At 63.4% G+C, this 19,621-nt stretch carries 13 protein-coding genes and 2 pseudogenes; 5 read left to right on the top strand and 10 right to left on the bottom strand.

What is annotated here, in order from left to right:
- Positions 1 to 36: 36 nt before the first annotated feature.
- The 7 genes from PD885_RS05080 to aspS form a co-directional block, all read right to left on the bottom strand.
- A complete protein-coding gene (locus tag PD885_RS05080; protein ID WP_088056680.1) occupies positions 37 to 1,938 on the bottom strand; it encodes a potassium transporter Kup in 1,902 nt (633 codons plus the stop codon).
- Between the two features lie 197 nt (positions 1,939 to 2,135).
- Positions 2,136 to 2,720: a Holliday junction branch migration protein RuvA gene (ruvA, locus tag PD885_RS05075; protein WP_002808024.1), complete on the bottom strand. Its 585-nt coding sequence runs from the start codon at positions 2,718 to 2,720 to the stop codon at positions 2,136 to 2,138.
- Positions 2,721 to 2,838: 118 nt separating this feature from the next.
- Complete coding sequence (gene ruvC, locus PD885_RS05070) at positions 2,839 to 3,363, bottom strand: crossover junction endodeoxyribonuclease RuvC (protein WP_002808023.1); 525 nt, start codon at positions 3,361 to 3,363, stop codon at positions 2,839 to 2,841.
- 110 nt (positions 3,364 to 3,473) lie between these two features.
- Positions 3,474 to 4,202: a YebC/PmpR family DNA-binding transcriptional regulator gene (locus PD885_RS05065; RefSeq protein WP_088056679.1), complete on the bottom strand. Its 729-nt coding sequence runs from the start codon at positions 4,200 to 4,202 to the stop codon at positions 3,474 to 3,476.
- Between the two features lie 75 nt (positions 4,203 to 4,277).
- The gene (locus tag PD885_RS05060) at positions 4,278 to 4,916 is read right to left on the bottom strand and encodes an esterase/lipase family protein (RefSeq protein WP_002808021.1); all 639 of its coding nucleotides are present in this window, start codon (positions 4,914 to 4,916) and stop codon (positions 4,278 to 4,280) included.
- A 138-nt stretch (positions 4,917 to 5,054) separates the two neighbouring features.
- Positions 5,055 to 5,576 carry a GNAT family N-acetyltransferase gene (locus tag PD885_RS05055; RefSeq protein ID WP_002808020.1) on the bottom strand — a complete coding sequence of 174 codons (522 nt, stop codon included), beginning with the start codon at positions 5,574 to 5,576 and terminating at the stop codon, positions 5,055 to 5,057.
- Positions 5,577 to 6,025: 449 nt separating this feature from the next.
- Positions 6,026 to 7,792 (bottom strand): aspartate--tRNA ligase, encoded by a 1,767-nt coding sequence (aspS, locus tag PD885_RS05050; RefSeq protein WP_002808019.1) that lies wholly within the window; start codon positions 7,790 to 7,792, stop codon positions 6,026 to 6,028.
- Between the two features lie 157 nt (positions 7,793 to 7,949).
- Between aspS and PD885_RS05045 the strand changes: the two genes are divergently transcribed.
- Complete coding sequence (locus PD885_RS05045; protein WP_002808018.1) at positions 7,950 to 8,726, top strand: DUF3011 domain-containing protein; 777 nt, start codon at positions 7,950 to 7,952, stop codon at positions 8,724 to 8,726.
- A gap of 64 nt (positions 8,727 to 8,790) precedes the next feature.
- On the opposite strand, the pseudogene PD885_RS05040 reads toward PD885_RS05045, so the two are convergent.
- Positions 8,791 to 9,078: pseudogene (locus tag PD885_RS05040) on the bottom strand (serine hydrolase); the annotation flags it as partial.
- Between the two features lie 224 nt (positions 9,079 to 9,302).
- On the opposite strand from PD885_RS05040, the gene PD885_RS05035 reads away from it, so the two are divergent.
- A complete protein-coding gene (locus tag PD885_RS05035) occupies positions 9,303 to 10,580 on the top strand; it encodes a lytic murein transglycosylase (RefSeq protein WP_002808016.1) in 1,278 nt (425 codons plus the stop codon).
- Positions 10,581 to 10,759: 179 nt separating this feature from the next.
- On the opposite strand, the gene PD885_RS05030 is transcribed toward PD885_RS05035, so the two are convergent.
- Positions 10,760 to 12,694, bottom strand: a complete 1,935-nt coding sequence (locus PD885_RS05030; RefSeq protein ID WP_002808015.1) for an ABC-F family ATP-binding cassette domain-containing protein — start codon at positions 12,692 to 12,694, stop codon at positions 10,760 to 10,762.
- A 177-nt stretch (positions 12,695 to 12,871) separates the two neighbouring features.
- On the opposite strand from PD885_RS05030, the gene PD885_RS05025 reads away from it, so the two are divergent.
- Positions 12,872 to 15,259 (top strand): TonB-dependent receptor plug domain-containing protein, encoded by a 2,388-nt coding sequence (locus PD885_RS05025; protein ID WP_002808014.1) that lies wholly within the window; start codon positions 12,872 to 12,874, stop codon positions 15,257 to 15,259.
- A gap of 187 nt (positions 15,260 to 15,446) precedes the next feature.
- Here the strand turns inward: PD885_RS05025 and PD885_RS05020 are convergent.
- A protein-coding gene (locus tag PD885_RS05020) for an IS5 family transposase (protein WP_088056611.1) occupies positions 15,447 to 16,245 on the bottom strand; the annotation gives its coding sequence in 2 pieces (ribosomal slippage) (positions 15,447 to 15,975 and positions 15,974 to 16,245; 801 coding nt in all).
- Positions 16,246 to 16,333: 88 nt separating this feature from the next.
- On the opposite strand from PD885_RS05020, the pseudogene PD885_RS21320 reads away from it, so the two are divergent.
- Positions 16,334 to 16,769: pseudogene (locus tag PD885_RS21320) on the top strand (VOC family protein).
- 269 nt (positions 16,770 to 17,038) lie between these two features.
- On the top strand, positions 17,039 to 19,426 hold the full coding sequence (locus PD885_RS05010; protein ID WP_002808011.1) for a TonB-dependent receptor plug domain-containing protein: 2,388 nt from the start codon (positions 17,039 to 17,041) through the stop codon (positions 19,424 to 19,426).
- Positions 19,427 to 19,621 lie beyond the last annotated feature (195 nt).

Here is a 19,621-nt window from a genome sequence, read left to right as displayed (position 1 = left end):
GAATCCCCAATCCCCGCCGCCCGCAGCAGAGCGGCTTCATATTTCGACCTGCGCGCCCAGTTCGACCAGGCGATTGCCGGGAATGCGGAAGAACCCGGTTGCCGGAGCGGCATTGCGGTGCATCAGCGCGAACAACTTGTCGCGCCAGATCGGCATGCCACGATTGGCGCTGGCCACGATGGTCTCGCGGCTGGCGAAGAAGGTGGTGTCCATCGGGTCAAAATGGATGCCGCCCTTGTCGCAGGAGCGCATCAGCCCCAGCGGTACGTCGGGCGTTTCCATGAAGCCGAAACGCACGTACACGCGATAGAACTCGTCACCGATTGATTCGATCTGCAGGCGCTTGTCCATCGGCGCATACGGGATAGGCAAGGTTTCGACATTGAGGAAGATGTTGCGCTCGTGCAGCACCTTGTTGTGCTTGAGGTTGTGCATCAGCGCATGCGGCACGACCATCGGGTCGGCAGTCAAAAACACCGCCATGCCCGGCACGCGTGCCGGTGGGGCCAGCATCAGGCCGGGCAGGAAGCCGTCGATACGGATACCGTCCTTGCGGATCTCATCGCGCAGCAGTGCGCGACCGCGGCGCCAGGTGCGCATCAGGGTGAACACCACGATACCCAGCGCCAGCGGGAACCAGGCGCCCTGGAGCAGCTTGGCGCCATTGGCGATGACGAAGGCCAGCTCGATGATGAAAAACACCACGCACAACGGCAGCACCCAATTGCGCCAGCGCGGCCATAATGAACGCGCCACCAGGGCCAGCAACAGGGTATCGATCGACATGGTCATCGACACCGAGATGCCGTAGGCGACCGCCAGATTGGTCGAGCTGCCGAAAATCAGCACCAGCGCGATCACCATTACCATCAACAGCCAGTTGACGCCGGGCACGTAGATCTGGCCGATGGTGTCGCGCGAGGTGTGCTTGATCAGCATACGCGGGATGTAGCCCAACTGCATGGCTTGGCGGGCCACCGAGTAAGCACCGGTAATCACCGCCTGCGAGGCGATCACCGCCGCCAGCGTGGCCAGAATGATCATCGGATACAGCGCCCAGCCGGGCGCCGCTTCGAAGAAGGGGTTCTTTAGCGCGGACGGGTGGTTAAGCACCAATGCGCCCTGCCCCAGGTAATTGAGCAGCAGCATCGGCAACACGAAAAAATACCAGCCGTGGCGGATCGGCCTGGCGCCGAAATGGCCCATATCCGCGTACAACGCTTCACCGCCGGTCACCGCCAGTACCACCGCGCCGAGGATGAAGACCCCGTGCCAGCCGTGATCCATAAAGAAGCGGATCGCCCACCACGGGCTGAACGCCTTCATAACCTCGGGTGCGTCGATGATGTTCCAGGCGCCGATCGCGCCCAGCGACAAGAACCATACACAGGTGATCGGGCCGAACACCTTGCCGACCTTTTCGGTGCCGAAGCGTTGCACCATGAACACCACCAGCAACACCGCCACGGTGATCGGCACGATAAAGGGGTGCAGGCTGGGTGCCGCGATTTCCAGGCCCTCCACCGCGCCCATCACCGAGATAGCCGGGGTGATCACGCCATCGCCGAAGAACAGCGAGGCGCCGAAGATGCCGAGAATGCCGACCACGTAGGCCGAGCGCGACCCATTGCGCATGGTGCGCTGGGTCAGCGCCATCAGCGCCATGATGCCGCCCTCGCCCTCGTTGTCGGCACGCATGATGATGGTGACGTACTTGAGCGTCACCGTGATCATCAGCGCCCAGAACGCCAGCGACAGCACGCCCAGCACGGTGTCGTGATCGCTGGCCAGACCGTAGTGCGGCGAAAATGCCTCCTTGAGGGTGTACAGCGGGCTGGTGCCGATATCGCCGAAGACGACGCCGATTGCGCCGATGACCAAGGCCATGTGGCTGTTGGCGGGGGCGTGGCCGGCTGCGGGAGCGGGGGTGTGGGACATGAGGTATGCAGTTTCCGCCAAACAGCGTGAGGAAGAGGAAGAAGACGCGACGCGATGGTTGCCTAACCGAACGTCGCCAGCAGTTGCCGCCAGAGGGTAAGCCGCGCGTCAGGAACCGCAGTGTACGAGCCGTACACGCCGATTCCGAGCGCCGACCGCGCCCGCTTGCCGCTGCGCGGTAGTTTTGAAGGCGACTCCTAGCGCAGCGCGGCCTGAAGTGCCTTGCGAATGACCGTGGCGACTTCGTCGCCTTCTGCCCCGGCCTCGCGTGCCATGCGTGCGGCCTCGGCCGGCTTGTAACCCAATTGCTGCAACGCCACGGCGGCTTCGGACACCGCGTCCGGACCGAGCTGGCCGGTGATCGGCGCGCCACTACTGAAGCTGGCGGCGCGGTCGCGCAGCTCAACCAGCATGCGCTCGGCGGTCTTCTTGCCGATGCCGGGGATGCGGGTCAGCGCGGTGATGTCGCCGCTGGTGATCAGGCGGGCGAACTCGTCCACGGTAACGCCGGACAACACCGCCAGCGCAATCTTGGCACCGATGCCGGTGACCTTCTGCACATCGCGGAACAACCTGCGCTCGCCTTCGCGCAGGAACCCGTACAGCGACACGCTGTCTTCCTTCTGCGCGTAATGGGTAAACAGAATCACGTCGCGGCCGACATCGGGCAGATCGTAGAAGGTACTCATCGGCGCCTCCAGCTCATACCCCACCCCACCCACATCGATCACCAACCACGGCGGCTGTTTGTATGCCAGGATCCCACGCAGACGGCCGATCACTGGGCACCGCCTGGGCGATGCCGGCAATGGGGAATCGCGAATGGACAATCGTAAGAGCGTGCGCTGCTCTGGACTCTGCTTCTACGACTCCCGACTCCCGATTCTTGATTCCTGATTCTCATTTTTTCCGGCTCCAGGCCTGTTTGGTATTGACGCCCAAGCGCTGCGCGGTGGCGCGCACGTGGGCGTGGGTGATGGCGACGGCCAGTGCGTCGGCGGCGTCGGGCTGCAGCTTGCCTTTCAGATTGAGCATGATGCCGACCATGTGCTGCACCTGCACCTTGTCCGCGCCGCCCTTGCCGACCAGCGCGAGTTTGATTTCGGTGGCAGCGTACTCGTGCACCGGCAGATCGCGTAGCACCACCGCGCAGATCGCCGCGCCGCGCGCGTGGCCTAGCTTGAGCGCCGAACCGGCGCTCTTGCCCATGAACACCTTCTCGATCGCCACTTCCTGCGGCTGATAGGTTTCGATCACCTCGCCCAACCCGTGCAGCAGGCGCTTGAGTCGCTGCGCGAAATCGCCCTCACCCAGCAGCACCAGCGGCGCGTGATACACGTGCAGGCTGCGCCCGCTCTCGTCGATGTCGATGATGCCGAGTCCGGTGCGCTGGGAGCCGGGATCGATACCCAGGATGCGGGTCATCGAGGGGCCGGGATCGAGAATTGGGAATCGGGAATTAGGAACGTACATGCAGCGCGGCGGCGGCGCGGCGGCGACTCCCTGATTACGATTCCCGTCATCCCCGCCATCATTCAGGCGCCTAGCGCCGCTTGATCGACATTCGAATACACGTCCTGGACGTCGTCCAGGTCTTCGAGCATGTCGAGCAGCTTGCGGACCTGGAGCGCGGTGTCGCCGTCGACGGCGACGTCGTTTCCGGCACGGAAAGTGATTTCGGCGTGGGCGGGTTCCAGACCGGCGGCGGCGAGCGCCTGCTTGACCTGGGCGAAAGCGTCAGGGGCAGTCAGCACGTCGATGGCGCCGTCTTCCGGGTACACCACTACGTCGTCGGCGCCAGCTTCGATCGCCGCGTCGGTGAGGGTGTCTTCATCGGTGCCGGCGAGAAAGCTGAGCACGCCCAGGCGCTTGAACATGAAGGCGACAGAGCCGTCGGTGCCCATGTTGCCGCCGCATTTGCTGAAGGCATGCCGCACGTCGGCCACCGCGCGCACGCGGTTGTCGGTCAGGCAGTCCACGATCACCGCCACGCCGCCGGGGGCGTAGCCCTCGTAGCGCACTTCTTCGTATTCCACGCCTTCCAGCTCACCGTTGGCCTTCTTGATGGCGCGTTCGATCACGTCCTTGGACATGTTCGACGACAGGCCTTTGTCCACTGCCACCCGCAGGCGCGGGTTGTTGGCGGGATCGCCACCACCAGCGCGCGCGGCGACGCTGATCTCGCGAATGATCTTGGTGAACATCTTGCCGCGTTTGGCGTCGGAGGCGTTCTTGCGGCCTTCGATGGAGGGGCCTCTACCCATGGATTGTTCCAGACTGGCTTGGATGACAGGGCGCGGATTTTACCTGATTGCTTGCCCGCACCGGAGCGGCCGTGTTCAGTGGCGAAATCTGCCTTGGCGCAGGAAGCTCAGCGCCTGCTGAGCGGCCTCGGGCGAGCGCAGCAGGCCGCTATGGCTAGCTTGCACCACACAGTGATCGCGCAGCCCGGGCAGGCGAGTTTCGGCCAGTGCCACGATGCCGTCCGAGCCGCCGTCCAGCGGGGCAAGCCAGCGACCGACCCCGCGCGCGACGCTGCCGGCGATCTGGCCGACCTCGGCCTCACCGTCCCACTGTGCAATGCCTTGTTGAAGCAACGCCGCACTGCGGCCCAGCGCCCAGGCCCCGCCGCGTTGCGCCAGCCCGCGTGCCACTGCGCTGCCGCCGAGCGGCGAGCCCAGGCACACCACGTGCGTCACTGACAGATCAAAAGTTCGGTGCAAAGCCTGCAACGTGATCAATCCGCCCAGGCTATGCGCGACCACCGCGGTCACCAGCCTGCTGCGCAGACGCGCCACCAGCTGCGGCACTGCTGCCTGCGGACCGCCCAGCACGCTGGCGTAGCCGAAGGTGGACACCCGGCAACCTGTGGCGCGCAGCCGCCATGCCAAAGGCCAGAGCCAGCTGCGTGCGTTCCAGATGCCGTGCACCAGCAGCACATCGATCTCGACTGCCAGGGAGGCGCTGCGATCGTCCATTGCCGTGGCTCTTGTCTGCATGGTGGTCAAGTGGGACCTTGGAGGGATTTGATGCCTTCAGCTAAGGCGCCCGGTGGCGCTGAGCGCGATAGGTTGGCGAGTCGCTCGACATCGCGCCTTCAGCACTGCGTGCGGCGGCTAGCCGATCTGAGCTGGCCGCCGCAAAATGTACTCGCGGTCGAGGATGCGGCCGACCGGGAATGCGTACTCGCCCACTTTTTCGAACCCGTAGCGGGCGTAGAAACGCTGCGCGCCGAAATTCTCCGACCACACGCCGATCCACAAGGTGCGCGGTTCGCCGCGCTCCAGCCATTGCAGCGCGGTTTCAAATAGACGACTGCCCCAGCCGCTGTTTTGGTAGTCCTTCAATAAATACAGTCGCTTGAGCTCTCCATCGCCGGGGTGGACATCGGCGTGCGGCAGCCCGCACGGGCCGGCAGCCGCGTGGCCGACCAGCAGGTTATCCATCTCCAGCAGCCAGATCGCGTAGTCCGGATGCGCCAACACGATGCGCGCGCGCTCGACCGCATAGGTCTCTTCCAGAAATCCGCGCAGGTCTTCTTCCGGATACAGATGTCTGAAGGTTTCGGTGAAGGTCTGTGCGGCCAGCAGCGATAACGCTTCGGCATCGTCCGGTGTGGCGCGGCGGATGCGAGTCATGCGGGCTTCTTGTGCCGGGTGGACGTGGCAGCTTCTCCGATGCACCATCGCTGCTGCAAGCGGAGCGATGGTGCCGCCCTTTCGCCATCACTCGGTACGTGACTGAGAGCGGCTAGCAAAAAGCGACTGCACTCACCGCCAGGCAGCTGCCGTCGGTGATCGACGCGACGTGTACCACTTCCACATTCCAGTTGCTGTGCGCCGCCCGCACCCACCTGACGACTGTTCGCGACGTTTTTGCCACTCGAAGGCGACAAAAAAGCTATGTTGAACGCTCCGGCATACGCGGACCATTCAACGATGGCACTGCCGAGTTCGGGAACCGCCGCAGCTTGCTGACAGCTGGGTACTCACCCGACGTGCCGACAGCAGCGTATCGATCACAGCGCATCGACTGCGCATCGACTGCGCACGGTCATGCGCAAGGCGTGGCCATGCGCAGTGGCAAATCAGGCCTGCTTCGGCCGCACCTGCACGTGCACTTCGGCCAACTGCTCGGCGGCGATCGGCGACGGCGCGTCGGTCATCAGATCCTGCGCGCCGGTGGTCTTGGGGAACGGGATCACATCGCGGATCGACTCGGTGCCGGCCATCAGCGCGGCGATGCGGTCAATCCCGAAAGCGATGCCACCGTGCGGCGGCGCACCGTAGTTCAAGGCATCCAGCAGGAAGCCAAATTTGGCGCGCGCTTCGTCGGCACCGATGCCGAGCAGCTCGAACACCGCGCTCTGCATGTCGGGGCGATGGATACGGATCGAGCCGCCACCGATTTCATTGCCGTTGAGCACCATGTCGTAACCGCGCGACACCGCTGTGCGGGCGTTGGCACACAGGTCGGCGATGTCGTCCACTGCCGGCGCGGTGAAAGGGTGATGCAGGGCGACATAGCGCTGCGCATCTTCGTCCCATTCGAACATCGGGAAGTCGGTGACCCACAGCGGCGCCCAACCATCGGCAACCAGATTGAAATCCTTGCCGGTTTTCAAACGCAGCGCGCCCATGAAATCGGACACTTTGTTATAGCCGCCGGCACCGAAGAACACGATGTCGCCGTTGCCGGCGCCGACGTGTTTGAGCAGCGCGGCGAACATCTCCTCGGAGAAGAACTTGGCGATCGGCGAGGTGACTTCGCCGGTCTCCGACAATTTAATGTAGGCCAGACCCTTGGCGCCGTATTTGGCGGCGTGCGCGGCGTATTCGTCGATCTGCTTGCGCGACAGCCTGGCGCCGCCGGGAATGCGCAGCGCGGCAACGCGACCTTCGGCATCGTTGGCAGCGGCGGTGAACACCGGAAATTCGCTGGATTTGACCAGCTCGGCCACGTCGATCAATTCCAGATCGATACGCAGGTCCGGCTTGTCCGAGCCGTAACGACGCATCGCCTCGGCCCAGCTCATGCGCGGTAGCTGCGCGGCCAGTTCGACATTGATCACTTCCTTAAAGATGGCGCGGATCATGTCTTCGACGAAATCCTGCACGTCGCGCTCGCGCACGAAGGCGAACTCCATATCGAGCTGGGTGAATTCCAGCTGGCGGTCGGCGCGCAGCGCTTCGTCGCGGAAGCAGCGCGCGATCTGGTAATAACGATCGAAGCCGGCCACCATCAGAATCTGCTTGAACAGCTGCGGGCTCTGCGGCAATGCGTAGAACTCGCCCGGGTGCATACGCGCCGGCACCAGGAAGTCGCGCGCGCCTTCGGGGGTGGCCTTGGTCAGGATCGGGGTTTCGATGTCCTGGAAACCGCGTGCATCCAGATGCCGGCGCAGCGCCTGCACCAGCTTGATACGAGTGCGCTGCATGCGTTGCATTTCCGGACGCCGCAGGTCCAGATAGCGGTATTTCAAGCGGGTCTCTTCGCCCGGATTTTCGTGTGCATGGAACGGCAGCGGCGCAGCCTTGTTGAGGATGCTGATGCGCGTGGCGATCACTTCCACCTTGCCGGTGCGGAGTTTGTCGTTGACCGCATGCCGCGCACGCACCACGCCTTCAACCTGCAGCACGTCCTCGTAGCCGAGGCTGGCGGCCACCTTGAAGAGCTCCGCGCTGTCGTTGTCGCCGGCAACCGGTTCCACCGTCACCTGCACGATGCCCTCGTGGTCGCGCAGGTCGATGAAGCAGACGCCACCCAGGTTGCGGGCCACGTCGGTCCAGCCGGCGAGAGTGACGGTTTGGCCGATCAAGGTGTCATCGACCAGGCCGCAGAAGTGGGTACGCATCGGAAGCTCCGCTGAAAACCCGACACAGGACAGCGCCGGAGAGCCCGATATTCTGGGGCCGGCGGGCGACAGGAGCAAATGCGCAGGCGCTCATGGCCGCTTAAGTCGGCGCCCGGCTGAATAGGCGCCACGCCCCCTCCAAACTAAGGACGACACGATGCTACGCACCGCCCTGCTGCTCTCCGGCTTCGGCCTGATCACACTGACCGGCGCTCTCATCAGCGCCCCCGCCGCCGCGCAAGACCGCGGCTGGAACGGCCCCAGCATCACCTGCGCCAGCAACGACAACCGTCGCCGCGAATGCGATACCCCGTTCCGCGGCCGCGCCGCGCTGGTCGAAAACATCTCCGGTACGCGCTGCATCGAAGGCAGCAACTGGGGCAGCGACCGCGGTCGCGTTTGGGTAGACAACGGCTGTCGCGGGCGCTTTGCTGAAGGCCGTGGTGGTGCCGACTGGGGCAGCGACAACGGCCTCGGCGGCGGTTCCGGCGGGGTGGCAGGCACGGTGCGCTGCGAAAGCAACGACCAGCACCAGCAGATCTGTGACACCGGCTGGCGCCACGCCACCCTGGTGCGCCAGCTTTCTAACAGCCCGTGCGTGGAGGGCCGCAATTGGCGCCAGGACGGCGGCCGGATCTGGGTGGACGATGGCTGCCGGGGCGAGTTTGCGCAGGCACGTGGCGGTGGCCGCAACCGTGGTGACGGCGGCTACCGTGGCCGCGACGACCGCCCGCGCAACGACTACGCCATCACCTGCGCCAGCGACGACCGCCGCCTGCGCGACTGCGCCTGGGATGGCCGTTACGGCCGCCCGGTGCTGACCCGCCAGTTGTCGGACACCCGCTGCGAAGAAGGCCGCAGCTGGGGGTACGACGAACGCCGCGCCTCGGTGTGGGTCAATGACGGCTGCCGCGCACAATTCGAGGCGCGTTGAGCGAGCGACGAGCGCAGGCCGCTCCTGGCGGGAGTGGCCTGCACGTACCGTACACGCGGCCGGAACCGGTGCGGTTGTCGATCATCCACTCGGCCAGTTGCTTGCGCGAAGCTGGTCGCAATGCATCGCCGAGCAGCAGCGTGCGCATGGTCGCGGCCATCGCTGCAGGCGTGGTGGTGTCGCACGGGTCGCCTTCGGCGAACCGATTCATCTCCGGCTCGCCGCGGTCGCTGCGCGTTTGCGTATCGCCGATGCGGCGCAGGAAGGCGGTCAGGCCCGCAGGATCGCCGACCAACGGGAACAGCAGGTTGGCAGCCGGGTTGTCGCTTTAGATCGTCATGGCCCGACACAACCCTCAGTTTTCACCGCTAACTAGCGCAAACCATGTCCGCGTGAATGAGAGAGCGAGCGGAGCCTGATGCTTCTGGATTGGTGCAGAGCAATCGGCATGGCTGCACAGCCGCTTGCCGCCGCTTGCTTTAAAGATGAAAGTAGTCACGAAAACGCATAGCTGCAATAGCTTTATTCCGGGAAAATGAAGATTACGTTCGGTGTCCCTAAGCCTCGGGCATGTCCATGATCACGCCTTCGCGCCTCCTTCATTTATCGCTCTGCGTCTTCGCATCTGTGGCCGCAACCAACGCTGCGGCGCAAGCCACGAGTCCTGCAACAGCCCCGCCCTCCGCAACGAACGCCGCTGCCCAACAAGATGCCGCGTCGACCGCAAGCTTCGAACAATGGCTGGTCGACTTCCGGCAGCGTGCGCTCGCTGCCGGCATTGAAGCGGCCACGCTGGACAAGGCATTCGCTGGCGTCACACCCGATCCTTCGGTGCAGGCACTGGATCGGCAGCAACCTGAATTTTCCAGCTACATCTGGGACTACCTCAGCGACCGTGTCACGCCTTCCGCTATCCAGGAGGGACAGCAACTGCTGACCAGTGAGCGCGCTCTTTTTCAGAAGCTGCGGCAGCAGTACGGCGTGGATCCGGCCATCCTGACGGCCATTTGGAGCATGGAAAGCGGCTACGGCAAAAAGATCGGCGATCGCTACGTGATCCGCTCGCTGGCGACTCTGGCGCACGAGGGTCGGCGCACCAACTATGTCAACACGCAACTGCTTGCAGCGTTGCAGATCCTCCAGACGGAAAAAGGCATCGACCGATCACAGTTGGTGGGCTCGTGGGCCGGCGCCATGGGACAGACGCAGTTTATTCCCAGCACCTACCGCGACTACGCCGTCGACAGCGATGGCGACCAGAAGCGGGATGTCTGGAATTCCAGCGCAGACGCCTTGGGCTCAGCGGCGAACTATCTCAAGCAGAACAATTGGAACAGCTCCCTTCCCTGGGGACAGGAAGTCCATCTGTCAGCCGGGTTCGACTACGCGCAGGCCGACATAACGGTCAAGAAAACCGTTGCCGAATGGCAACGCCAGGGCGTGGTCGGCGCAGCAACACCCATTGCGCAGGAGCTCGCCCAGCAGCAGGCATCTGTCTTGTTACCGGCCGGGTACCGCGGGCCGGCCTTCCTGGTGTTCGACAATTTCCGCAGCATTCTCCGCTACAACGCTTCCACCGCTTATGCGCTGGCGGTGGGCTTGCTGGCGGATGGCTATGCGGGCCGAGCCGGAATCGCCCAGCCATGGCCAAAAGACGATCCGCCCCTCAACACCGTGGCCGATATCACCGAGCTGCAGAAACTGCTGACCGATAAAGGGTTCGATGTTGGCGACATCGATGGCGCGCTGGGGCCGCAAACGCGTCGTGGCATCCGTGCTTTCCAGGGAAGCCAGAAGTTGTCGCAGGACGGCTACGCCAGCACCTCGTTGCTGGAACGGCTGCGCAAGAGCTGATCGGGTCACCACGTAAGCAGGTAGCGTTTGGCGGCGATCCGGCCGATATTTGCGGCCCCTCATGCAATGAGGGGCCGCGCACGGAGTTGCCAAGCGTTGCACGCTGGCGAGGCATCCTTAGACCGCACCAAGACCTGGCCGGCAAACCCCGTGTGCGACCGCACCTGCACGACGCACGATCAGACAGCGCCCTCAATCAACTCCATCCATGCCGCTTCCGCCGCCGCCAACTGCTGCGCGGTCGCCTCACGGTCGCGGCCGAGCACGGCCATCTTGTCGCTGTCGGGATAGTTGGCCGGGTTGGCGAGTTGGCGATCCAGTTCCGCCAGCGCGGCTTCCAGCTGGCCCACGTGCTTTTCGGCGCTGGCCAGCTTGTGCGGGTTGACGGCTTTTTTCGGCGATAGCGGTTTGGTCGGCGGTGGCGGGGACGGGGCGACTTCGGCCATTTTCTGCTTGGTGCCTTGCGCGGCCGGGCGGCTGCGCAGCCAGGCCGCGTATTGGTCCAGATCGCCGTCAAACGGCTCAACCACGCCATCGGCCACACGCCAGAAACTATCGCAGACCAGGCCGATCAGGTGGCGGTCATGCGAGACCATCACGATCGCGCCTTCGAAATCGCTGAGCGCCTCAGCCAGCGCTTCGCGCATTTCCAGATCCAAGTGGTTGGTCGGTTCGTCAAGCAACAGCACGTTCGGCTGCTGCCAGGCGATCAGTGCCAGCGCCAGACGTGCGCGCTCACCACCGGAGAAGCCATCCACTGCTTCGAATGCGCGGTCGCCGGCAAAATTCCACTTACCGAGAAAGTCGCGGAACGCCTGATTGGAACCATCGGGCGACAGGTCGCGGAAGTGGTCCATCGGCGATTGACCTTCATGCAACGACTCCACCGTGTGCTGGGCGAAATAGCCAATGCGCAGATCCGGATGCGCACTACGCTCGCCCGCCAACGGCGCCAACTCTCCGACCAAGGTCTTGACTAGCGTGGTCTTACCTGCGCCGTTCGGACCCAGCAGACCAATGCGATCGCCAGCCTCCAATCCAAATCCGACATCGTGCAGCACGGTGACGGAATTGGAGATGTGGGGTTCGGCATTGGCAGGCTTTTGCCAACCCCGAATCCCCACTCCCGACTCCCGCGGCGATGCCGCATACCCGCACGCCGCATGATTCAAACGAATCAGCGAAAACGGCAGCCGGTTGGGCTGAGCGAACTGGATACGGAATTCGCGCTCGGCACGCACTGCCTCGGTGCCGGCCATCTTGGCCAGGCGCTTCATGCGGCTCTGCGCTTGAGTGGCCTTGCTGGCCTGCGCCTTGAAGCGGTCGATGAAGCTCTGCAGATGCGCGCGCTCGGCCTGTTCCTTGTCGTGGGCGATCTGCTGCTGGCGCAGGTGCTCGATGCGCTGACGCTCGAAGTCGGTATAGCCGCCGACGTACAGCTTGGCGGTGCCGCCATGCAGATGCAGCGTGTGGGTGGCGACGTTGTCGAGGAACTCGCGGTCATGGCTGATCAGCAGCAAGGTGCCCGGATATTTGAGCAGCCACTGTTCCAGCCACAGCACCGCGTCCATGTCCAGGTGGTTGGTCGGTTCGTCCAGCAGCAGCAGGTCGCTGGGCATCATCAGCGCGCGCGCCAGATTCAGACGCACGCGCCAGCCGCCGGAGAACGAGGACACCGCGCGGTGATGGGTGTCGGCCGGGAAGCCCAGGCCGTGCAGCAACTTCCCGGCGCGCGCTTCGGCGTCGTAGGCGCCAAGTTCGGCCATCTTCTGGTGCGCGTTGGCGACCGCTTCCCAGTCCTCGCGCGCGGTGGCCGCGGCCTCTTCCTGCAGGATCGCGGACACGTCGATATCGCCGCCAAGCACGAACGACAGCGCCGGGTCGGGCAGCGACGGAGTCTCCTGCGAAACGCTGGCGGTGCGGACCTTGCCAGGCAGGTCGACATCGCCCTTGTCCGCTTCCAGTTCGCCCTTCACCGCGGCGAACAGGCTCGACTTACCGGTGCCATTACGGCCCACCACACCGACGCGGTAGCCGGCATGCATGGTCAAGTCGACGTTGGACAACAGCAGACGCTCGCCGCGTCGCATGGAGAAATTGCGCAGGGAAATCATTGATGAACAGTCCGATAGAACGAAAAGGAATGCGCAGATGAGCAGCATTCCTGCGACGCCATTCTAGCGTTAGTGAATAATTAGCGCTTTCAGGCTGGCTGCCCTCGTCTTCGCCTTACCACGACCATAGCCCGCCTAGCCTCGCTGGTCCTGCATGGACCCTTGTTCGGAACCGTCATGAATTATCCGTTGTCCACGCTCACGATCGCCGTCGTTTCGGCGCTGCTCGCGTCTCCCGTCCTCGCCCAGACCGCCGCGCCGGCCACGGCTCCCGCCAATACGCTGGATACGATCATTGTTACCGGCACCCGCGTGTCAGACCGCAGCGTGGCGCAATCGCAGTCGCCGATCGACATCATCAGCGCCGAATCGCTGCAGGCCACCGGCACCCCGGAGTTGGCGACCGCCTTGGCACGTGCGCTGCCCTCGCTGAACTTCCCGCGCCCGGCGTTGAGCGACGGCACCAGCGCAATCCGCCCCGCGCAGCTGCGTGGTCTGTCGCCGGATCAGGTGCTGGTGCTGGTCAACGGCAAGCGCCGCCACACCTCCTCGCTGCTCAACCTCAACGGCACCATCGGCCGTGGCGCGGTGGCGGTGGACTTGAACACCATTCCGGTCGCCGCGATTGCCCGCGTGGAAGTGCTGCGTGACGGCGCCTCGGCGCAATACGGCTCCGATGCCATCGCCGGCGTGATCAACATCGTACTCAAGGGTGCAAAAAAAGGCGGCAGCCTGCAGGCTGGCTTCGGCCAGTATTCGGCAGGCGATGGCAGCAATTACGAGCTGTCCGGCGATACCGGCGTGGCCTACGGCGGCGATCGCGGCTGGCTGCATGTGGCCGCCCAGCTCAACCAGCAGGACCCGACCGACCGTGCGCGTGCCTACGCTGGCGCACCCAGCGCCTCGCAGCCGGCAGTGGGCCAGAAGGCGTTCAAGATCGGCGACCCGGACGTCAATGCGCAGGCGGTCTCTGCCAACACCGAATTCGCCTTCAGCGACAGCATCACCGGCTACGCGTTCGCCACCGTCAGCAACCGCGACATCACCTCGTTCGCTTTCTTCCGCGCGCCGGGCAGCACCAGCCAGAACATCTTTTCGATCTATCCGCAGGGCTTTCTGCCGGAAATCCAGACCTACGCCAAGGACCGCTCGCTGGTCGCCGGCGTGCGCGGTTCCACCGCCAGCGGTTGGGACTGGGATGCCAGCTACAACTACGGCTACAACAAGATCGATTTCTCCACCCGCAATACGCTTAATGTGAGCCTGGGCCCGACCTCGCCGACGGCGTTCTACGACGGTGCGCTGGAAACCACGCAGAACATCGTCAACATCGACATCAAGCGTGGCTTCGATTGGGGTCTGGCGTATCCGGCGACAGTGGCCTTCGGTGCCGAATACCGCAACGAAAAGTGGAACCAGTCGCCAGGCGAAGTGGGCTCGTATTTCCAGAGCGGCACGCTGGCAGGTGGTGCGCAGGGCTTCGGCGGTTTCGCACCGAGCGTGTCAGGGCAGTATTCGCGTGACAGCTACGCGCTGTACGCGGGCCTGGAAGCCGATTTCACTGACAAGTTCTCTGCCGGCCTGGCTGGTCGTTACGAAGATTTCAACGATTTCGGCAGCCTGGCCTCGGGCAAATTGTCGGGGCGCTACGCGTTTACCGACAAGATCGCGCTGCGCGGCACGGTGTCGTCGGGCTTCCGCGCGCCGTCGCTGGCGCAGCAGTATTTCCAGTCCACCAGCACCACTTTCCTGGCCGGCAATCCGAACCCGTTCGAAATCCGCACCTTCCCCGCCGACAGCACCGTTGCGCGCGCGCTGGGGTCAGAGCCGCTGGATGCGGAAACCTCATTGTCCTACAGCCTGGGCCTGGTATTGCAGCCGACCGACGCGCTGTACCTCACCGTGGATGCGTACCAGATCGATGTGGACGACCGCATCGTGCTGTCGTCCAACCTCACCGGCACCGGCGTGCGTAGTCTGCTGGAATCCCAGGGCATCTTCGGCATCAACGGCGGGCGCTACTTCACCAATGCGGTAGATACCCGTACGCGTGGTGTGGACATGGTGGGCAGCTACCGCTGGCAGCTCGCCGCCAGCAGCGTGGACCTGACCGCCGGTTACAACTACTCGGAAACCGAAGTACGCCGCGTCGCCGATAACCCGGCTGCCCTATCGTCCAATGGATTGAGCCTGGAACGCATCGATCGCACCGAGCGTGGCCGTATCGAAGAAGGCTTTCCGCGCGACAAGTTCCTGATAAATGGCAGTTGGAACCTGGAGCACTGGACGCTGGCGCTGGGTGCAACGCGCTACGGCAAGTACAGCACTCGCCCGGCCGCGGCCATCAACGACCAGACCTTCGGCGCCAAGTGGGTGGTGGATGCGTCGGCCAGCTACAAGGTCGATCGCTGGACACTGACGCTGGGTGCGGACAACCTGCTCGACGAGTACCCGGATGAGAACAACATCGCCAACTCCACCAGCGGCCAGTTCCCGTATAGCAACCTGTCGCCGTTCGGCTTCAACGGTGCTTATGTGTACGGCCGCATCAACTACCGCTGGTAAGCGCTGCAATCAACTGCGCCAAGCCCTGCGAGGTTTGTCGATCTGGCGCACCGCACGATGAGATGTCGACGTTTGACCGCACGCCCCGGCCAGTCTGGGGCGTGTGCGTTTTGGCTGAGCGTGTCCATGCAACCATCCGGCGGCATGCATCGATGCAATGTGAAGAGCTACCGGCTTTAGAGCCTGTTCACGATCTTTTGAGTAGAAGCGCCAAGAAGGCCAGATGGATGAACTGCAAGCTGGTGTTGAGTTTGCGCTCGCAGTTCTTCCACAGCCTTCGGTTTTTCTCCAGCCAGGCAAAACTGCGCTCGACGATCCAGCGCTTGGGCATGACCTTGAAGGTGTGCAGTTCGCTGCGCTTGGCAATCTGCACCGTGAGCTGCTCGCCTAGAATCTCTCGCACGCCTTCGGCAAACGGTACTCCGGTGTAACCACTGTCGCACAGCAGGCTTTGTACATGCGTCAAGTTTGACTGACAGCGCTCCAGCGCCTGCAGCGCACCTTTGCGGTCGGTCACCTCCGCCGTCGTCACCGCGATGGCATGGGGCAACCCCTGGGTATCAACAGCGATATGCCGCTTGATGCCCGACACCTTTTTGCCCGCGTCATATCCCTTTTGCCCGGCTGTGTCCGTGTTCTTGACGCTCTGCGCGTCCACGATCAAGAACCTGCTGAAGATGTTGCGCTCCTGTTTCTGGCGGGCCACGCCAACCTGATTTTTTGAGCGCCCGCTCCAGCAGGCTCACTCCTTCATCGTCGCACTCGCTCCACTTGGCAAAGTACGCGTGCACGGTCCGCCACTTCGGAAAGTCGCTGGGTAGCGCTCGCCATTGGCAACCGGTTCGCAGCACGTACAACACTGCGCACCACACCTCATACATATCCACTCGGCGTGGCTTGGTGCGCTTGCGCGCTTGTTCCAGGATCGGGAGGATGTGTTCGAAACGCTCCCGGCTCATGTCGCTCGGATAGGTTTTTTGGCGCATCCGCAGAGTCTGCACCAATCAGGAAAGATCGTGAACAGGTTCTTAGGGTGCCATCACCAGTACTCCCGTCACCGCCGGAGCACGCACCATGGAAGCAGCGCAGCTGTCCCGCGGACCGCTTGATCGGTCACCCGCATCTGGCTCGTGCAGGACCTGCCGGCCAGCCAACGTTTCTACCAGGGCGCACTCAAGGTCCTCGGCATCACGGTCGGTGACAAGGGCGATGGTTTCTTCCGGGCCGATGAGCTATGCGTCTTCGACCGCGACACCGCTGCGCAAAGCGAACTGACTGGCCGTCACACTTGAGAGCGTGTTCTGCACGTTGGGGGACGTGCATTTTCATCACGCTGCGCTTGTCCATGGTGGTCGCGACAACAGCGCGCCCGGTTGGGTGGCGGTATCACCGGCACTACTTATACCGCGCTTACACCGCGTTGGCGATCGATTCGCATGGCAACACGATCGAAGCCGTGCTCCATCGTGCTGCGCAACGCAACGCCGATGCGGTGCAGATCACAGTTTGATGCAGAAGTTTCATAACTGGTATCGATGTCCATGATGGTGCAAGCCAGACCCCGCAATAGCAGGCTGGGCGCATGCAATGCATCACTTTGGTGCATTATGACAACGATGTCATCGGCACGCTGCGCGTGCCAGCCGCTTGCGCAGCGTAACCAAAATTTGACATGTGGTTACGCGTGGTTAATGGTTGAGAACGCACCGCAGCTGCCGCCGGACGCGGCCCGGGAGGGTCCCTGCGATGCATCCGTTCCCCACTCGGAGTTGTCACCGCATGAATTGCAAGACCAGTCCACTCGCAGTCGCCGTTGTTCTTGCTTTGTCGTTTTCCGCTTCAACCGCATCCGCGCAGTCACAAGCTCCTACCCAAAAAACCCTCGACACATTGATTGTGACCGGCACTCGCGTGGCCGATCGCACCGTGGCCGAATCTGCATCGCCGATCGACATCATTTCGCCACAAGCACTGGCATCGACTGGCACCACCGAGTTGGCTACCGCGCTGTCACGCGCGATCCCCTCGCTGAATTTCCCGCGCCCGGCAATCTCGGACGGTTCGGACGCGGTGCGCCCCGCGCAGCTGCGCGGCCTGTCTCCCGACCAGGTGCTGGTGCTGGTCAACGGCAAGCGGTATCACAGCACTGCGCTGATCAATCTCAACGATACCCAGGGCCGCGGCTCGTCGCCGGCCGATCTCAACACCATTCCGATCGCCGCAGTGGAGCGCATCGAAGTGCTGCGCGACGGTGCCTCGGCGCAATACGGCTCGGACGCTATCGCCGGCGTGATCAACATCGTGCTCAAGGGCAGCGGTGAAGGCGGCAGCGTCAATGGCCGCTACGGCAAGTACAGCGCTGGCGACGGCGAGCAGTATCAGCTGTCCGGCGATGCCGGCTTCAGCTTCGCCGGGACCGGCAAGGTGCATCTGGCCGCGCAGGCCGGGCACTCGGATCAGACCAACCGCGCACTGCCGTTCCAGGGCCGCGTGGAGCAGCGTTACGGTGACCCCGAGATCGACCAGGGTGCGATGTCCTTCAATGGCCAATACAGCCCCACCGATTATCTGACCTTCTACTCGTTCGGCATGGTCAGCCGTCGCGAAGTGCTGTCCAACGGCTATTTCCGCTTCGCCGGCGACAACCGCAATCGCCCGGAAATCTATCCGGACGGCTTCCTACCGCAGATCTACAACGTCAGCAAGGACGTGTCGTGGGTAGGCGGGTTGAAGACCTCCACCGAAGGGGGCTTGAACATCGATCTGAGCTACAACTACGGCCAGAACAATCTCACCTTCGATGTGCGCAACAGCTTGAACAACAGCCTTGGCGTGACCAGCCCCACCAATTTCCACGCCGGCACGCTGGAAGTCACCCAGAACGTGCTCAATGCCGACTTCACCAAGACGCTCGATTGGGGCATGGCCTATCCGGTCACACTGGCTTTCGGTGCGGAATGGCGCGGCGAGAAGTTCAATCAGTCGCCCGGCGATGCAGCCTCCTCGGCCAACGGCAGCATTGCGTCCGCGAACGGTGCATTGCTTCCCGGCGCACAGGTGTTCCCGGGCTTCAAGTTGTCCGATGCCGGTTACTACAACCGCAACAGCCACTCGGCATATGTGGATCTGGAAGCGGATCTGACCGACAAATTGTCGTCCGGCCTGGCCGGGCGTTACGAGAAGTACAGCGACTTCGGCGATACCGCCACCGGCAAGCTGTCGCTGCGCTACGCGTTCACCGACAAGGTCGCGTTGCGTGCAACCGCGTCCACCGGTTTCCGCGCGCCCTCATTGCAGCAGCAGAACTTCCAGTCGATCGCCACCCAGTTCCTCAACGTGGCGCAACCCAACGGCACGGTCACCGCGACCCCGTTCGAGATCGGCACCTTCCGCACCGACAACCCGGCCGCGATCGCACTCGGCGCCGAGCCGTTGAAGGCCGAAGAATCCAAGAACTACGGCTTGGGCGTAGTGCTGCAGCCGGTCGAAAACCTCTACATCACCGTCGATGCGTATCGCATCGATATCGATGACCGCATCGTGCTGTCGGAGAACCTCACCTCCACGGCAGCGCGCAACTATCTGCAGGCCCATGGCTTCCCAGGCATCGGTGGCGGGCGTTACTTCACCAATGCGGTGGACACCAAGACCCAGGGCGTGGATGCAGTCGGTACGTATCGCTGGAATCTGGACAGCGGCAGCGTGGAGCTGACCTCCGGTTACAACTACAACAAGACCGAAGTGAAACGGATTGCCGACAACCCGGCAGCGCTGGAAGCGATCGATCCGGGCGCGGTGCGCATCGGCCGTGCCGAACTCGGTCGCATCACCGAAGGCACGCCGCGCGACAAGTTCTTCCTGGGCGGCACCTGGTCGCCTGGCCACTGGTCGTTTACCGGCACCGCCACGCGTTGGGGCGAGTTCAGCACCTTCGGCACCAACGCTGGCAGCGACCAGACCTACGCGGCCAAGTGGACGCTGGATCTGGCGGCGTCCTACAAGTTGAACAATTGGAACTTCACCATCGGTGGCGACAACGTGCTCAACGAATATCCGGACCGCCAAGAAGCCGGGCTGGGCACACGCACCTACCTGCCTTACAGCAGCGCCTCACCGTTTGGTTTCAACGGTGCGCTCGTGTACGCCAACGTGAGCTACAAGTGGTAAACCGCCGCGCGCTGGTCGGCAGTGGCCAGCGCTTGCATCGCACTGCAACGCCATGCTGAGGCGTTGCAAACAACACAGGCAACACGGTAATGCTTCTGCTCTCTCGCCGATGAGAGAGCAGGAGATCCAACAACGCGTCTTTCAGCAAAGATGCGCACCGCGAGACACCGCGTGCAGATCGATGTCCTTCCTGCG

Source organism: Xanthomonas fragariae (genome assembly GCF_900183975.1).
In the GTDB taxonomy this organism is placed as follows: Bacteria; Pseudomonadota; Gammaproteobacteria; order Xanthomonadales; family Xanthomonadaceae; genus Xanthomonas; species Xanthomonas fragariae.
The sequence above is the reverse complement of the archived record's forward strand: the minus strand, read 5'-3'. Positions and strand labels throughout refer to the sequence as shown.

What these genes read in the sequence shown, in the direction of transcription:
- PD885_RS05010 (WP_002808011.1), top strand. Translation starts at nt 17,039, where the DNA reads ATGAATTGCAAGACCAGTCCACTCGCAGTCGCCGTTGTTCTTGCTTTG.
- PD885_RS05080 (WP_088056680.1), bottom strand. Translation starts at nt 1,938, where the DNA reads ATGTCCCACACCCCCGCTCCCGCAGCCGGCCACGCCCCCGCCAACAGC.
- ruvC (WP_002808023.1), bottom strand. Translation starts at nt 3,363, where the DNA reads ATGACCCGCATCCTGGGTATCGATCCCGGCTCCCAGCGCACCGGACTC.
- aspS (WP_002808019.1), bottom strand. Translation starts at nt 7,792, where the DNA reads ATGCGTACCCACTTCTGCGGCCTGGTCGATGACACCTTGATCGGCCAA.
- PD885_RS05035 (WP_002808016.1), top strand. Translation starts at nt 9,303, where the DNA reads ATGATCACGCCTTCGCGCCTCCTTCATTTATCGCTCTGCGTCTTCGCA.
- PD885_RS05025 (WP_002808014.1), top strand. Translation starts at nt 12,872, where the DNA reads ATGAATTATCCGTTGTCCACGCTCACGATCGCCGTCGTTTCGGCGCTG.
- PD885_RS05065 (WP_088056679.1), bottom strand. Translation starts at nt 4,202, where the DNA reads ATGGGTAGAGGCCCCTCCATCGAAGGCCGCAAGAACGCCTCCGACGCC.
- PD885_RS05055 (WP_002808020.1), bottom strand. Translation starts at nt 5,576, where the DNA reads ATGACTCGCATCCGCCGCGCCACACCGGACGATGCCGAAGCGTTATCG.
- PD885_RS05060 (WP_002808021.1), bottom strand. Translation starts at nt 4,916, where the DNA reads ATGGACGATCGCAGCGCCTCCCTGGCAGTCGAGATCGATGTGCTGCTG.
- PD885_RS05030 (WP_002808015.1), bottom strand. Translation starts at nt 12,694, where the DNA reads ATGATTTCCCTGCGCAATTTCTCCATGCGACGCGGCGAGCGTCTGCTG.
- PD885_RS05045 (WP_002808018.1), top strand. Translation starts at nt 7,950, where the DNA reads ATGCTACGCACCGCCCTGCTGCTCTCCGGCTTCGGCCTGATCACACTG.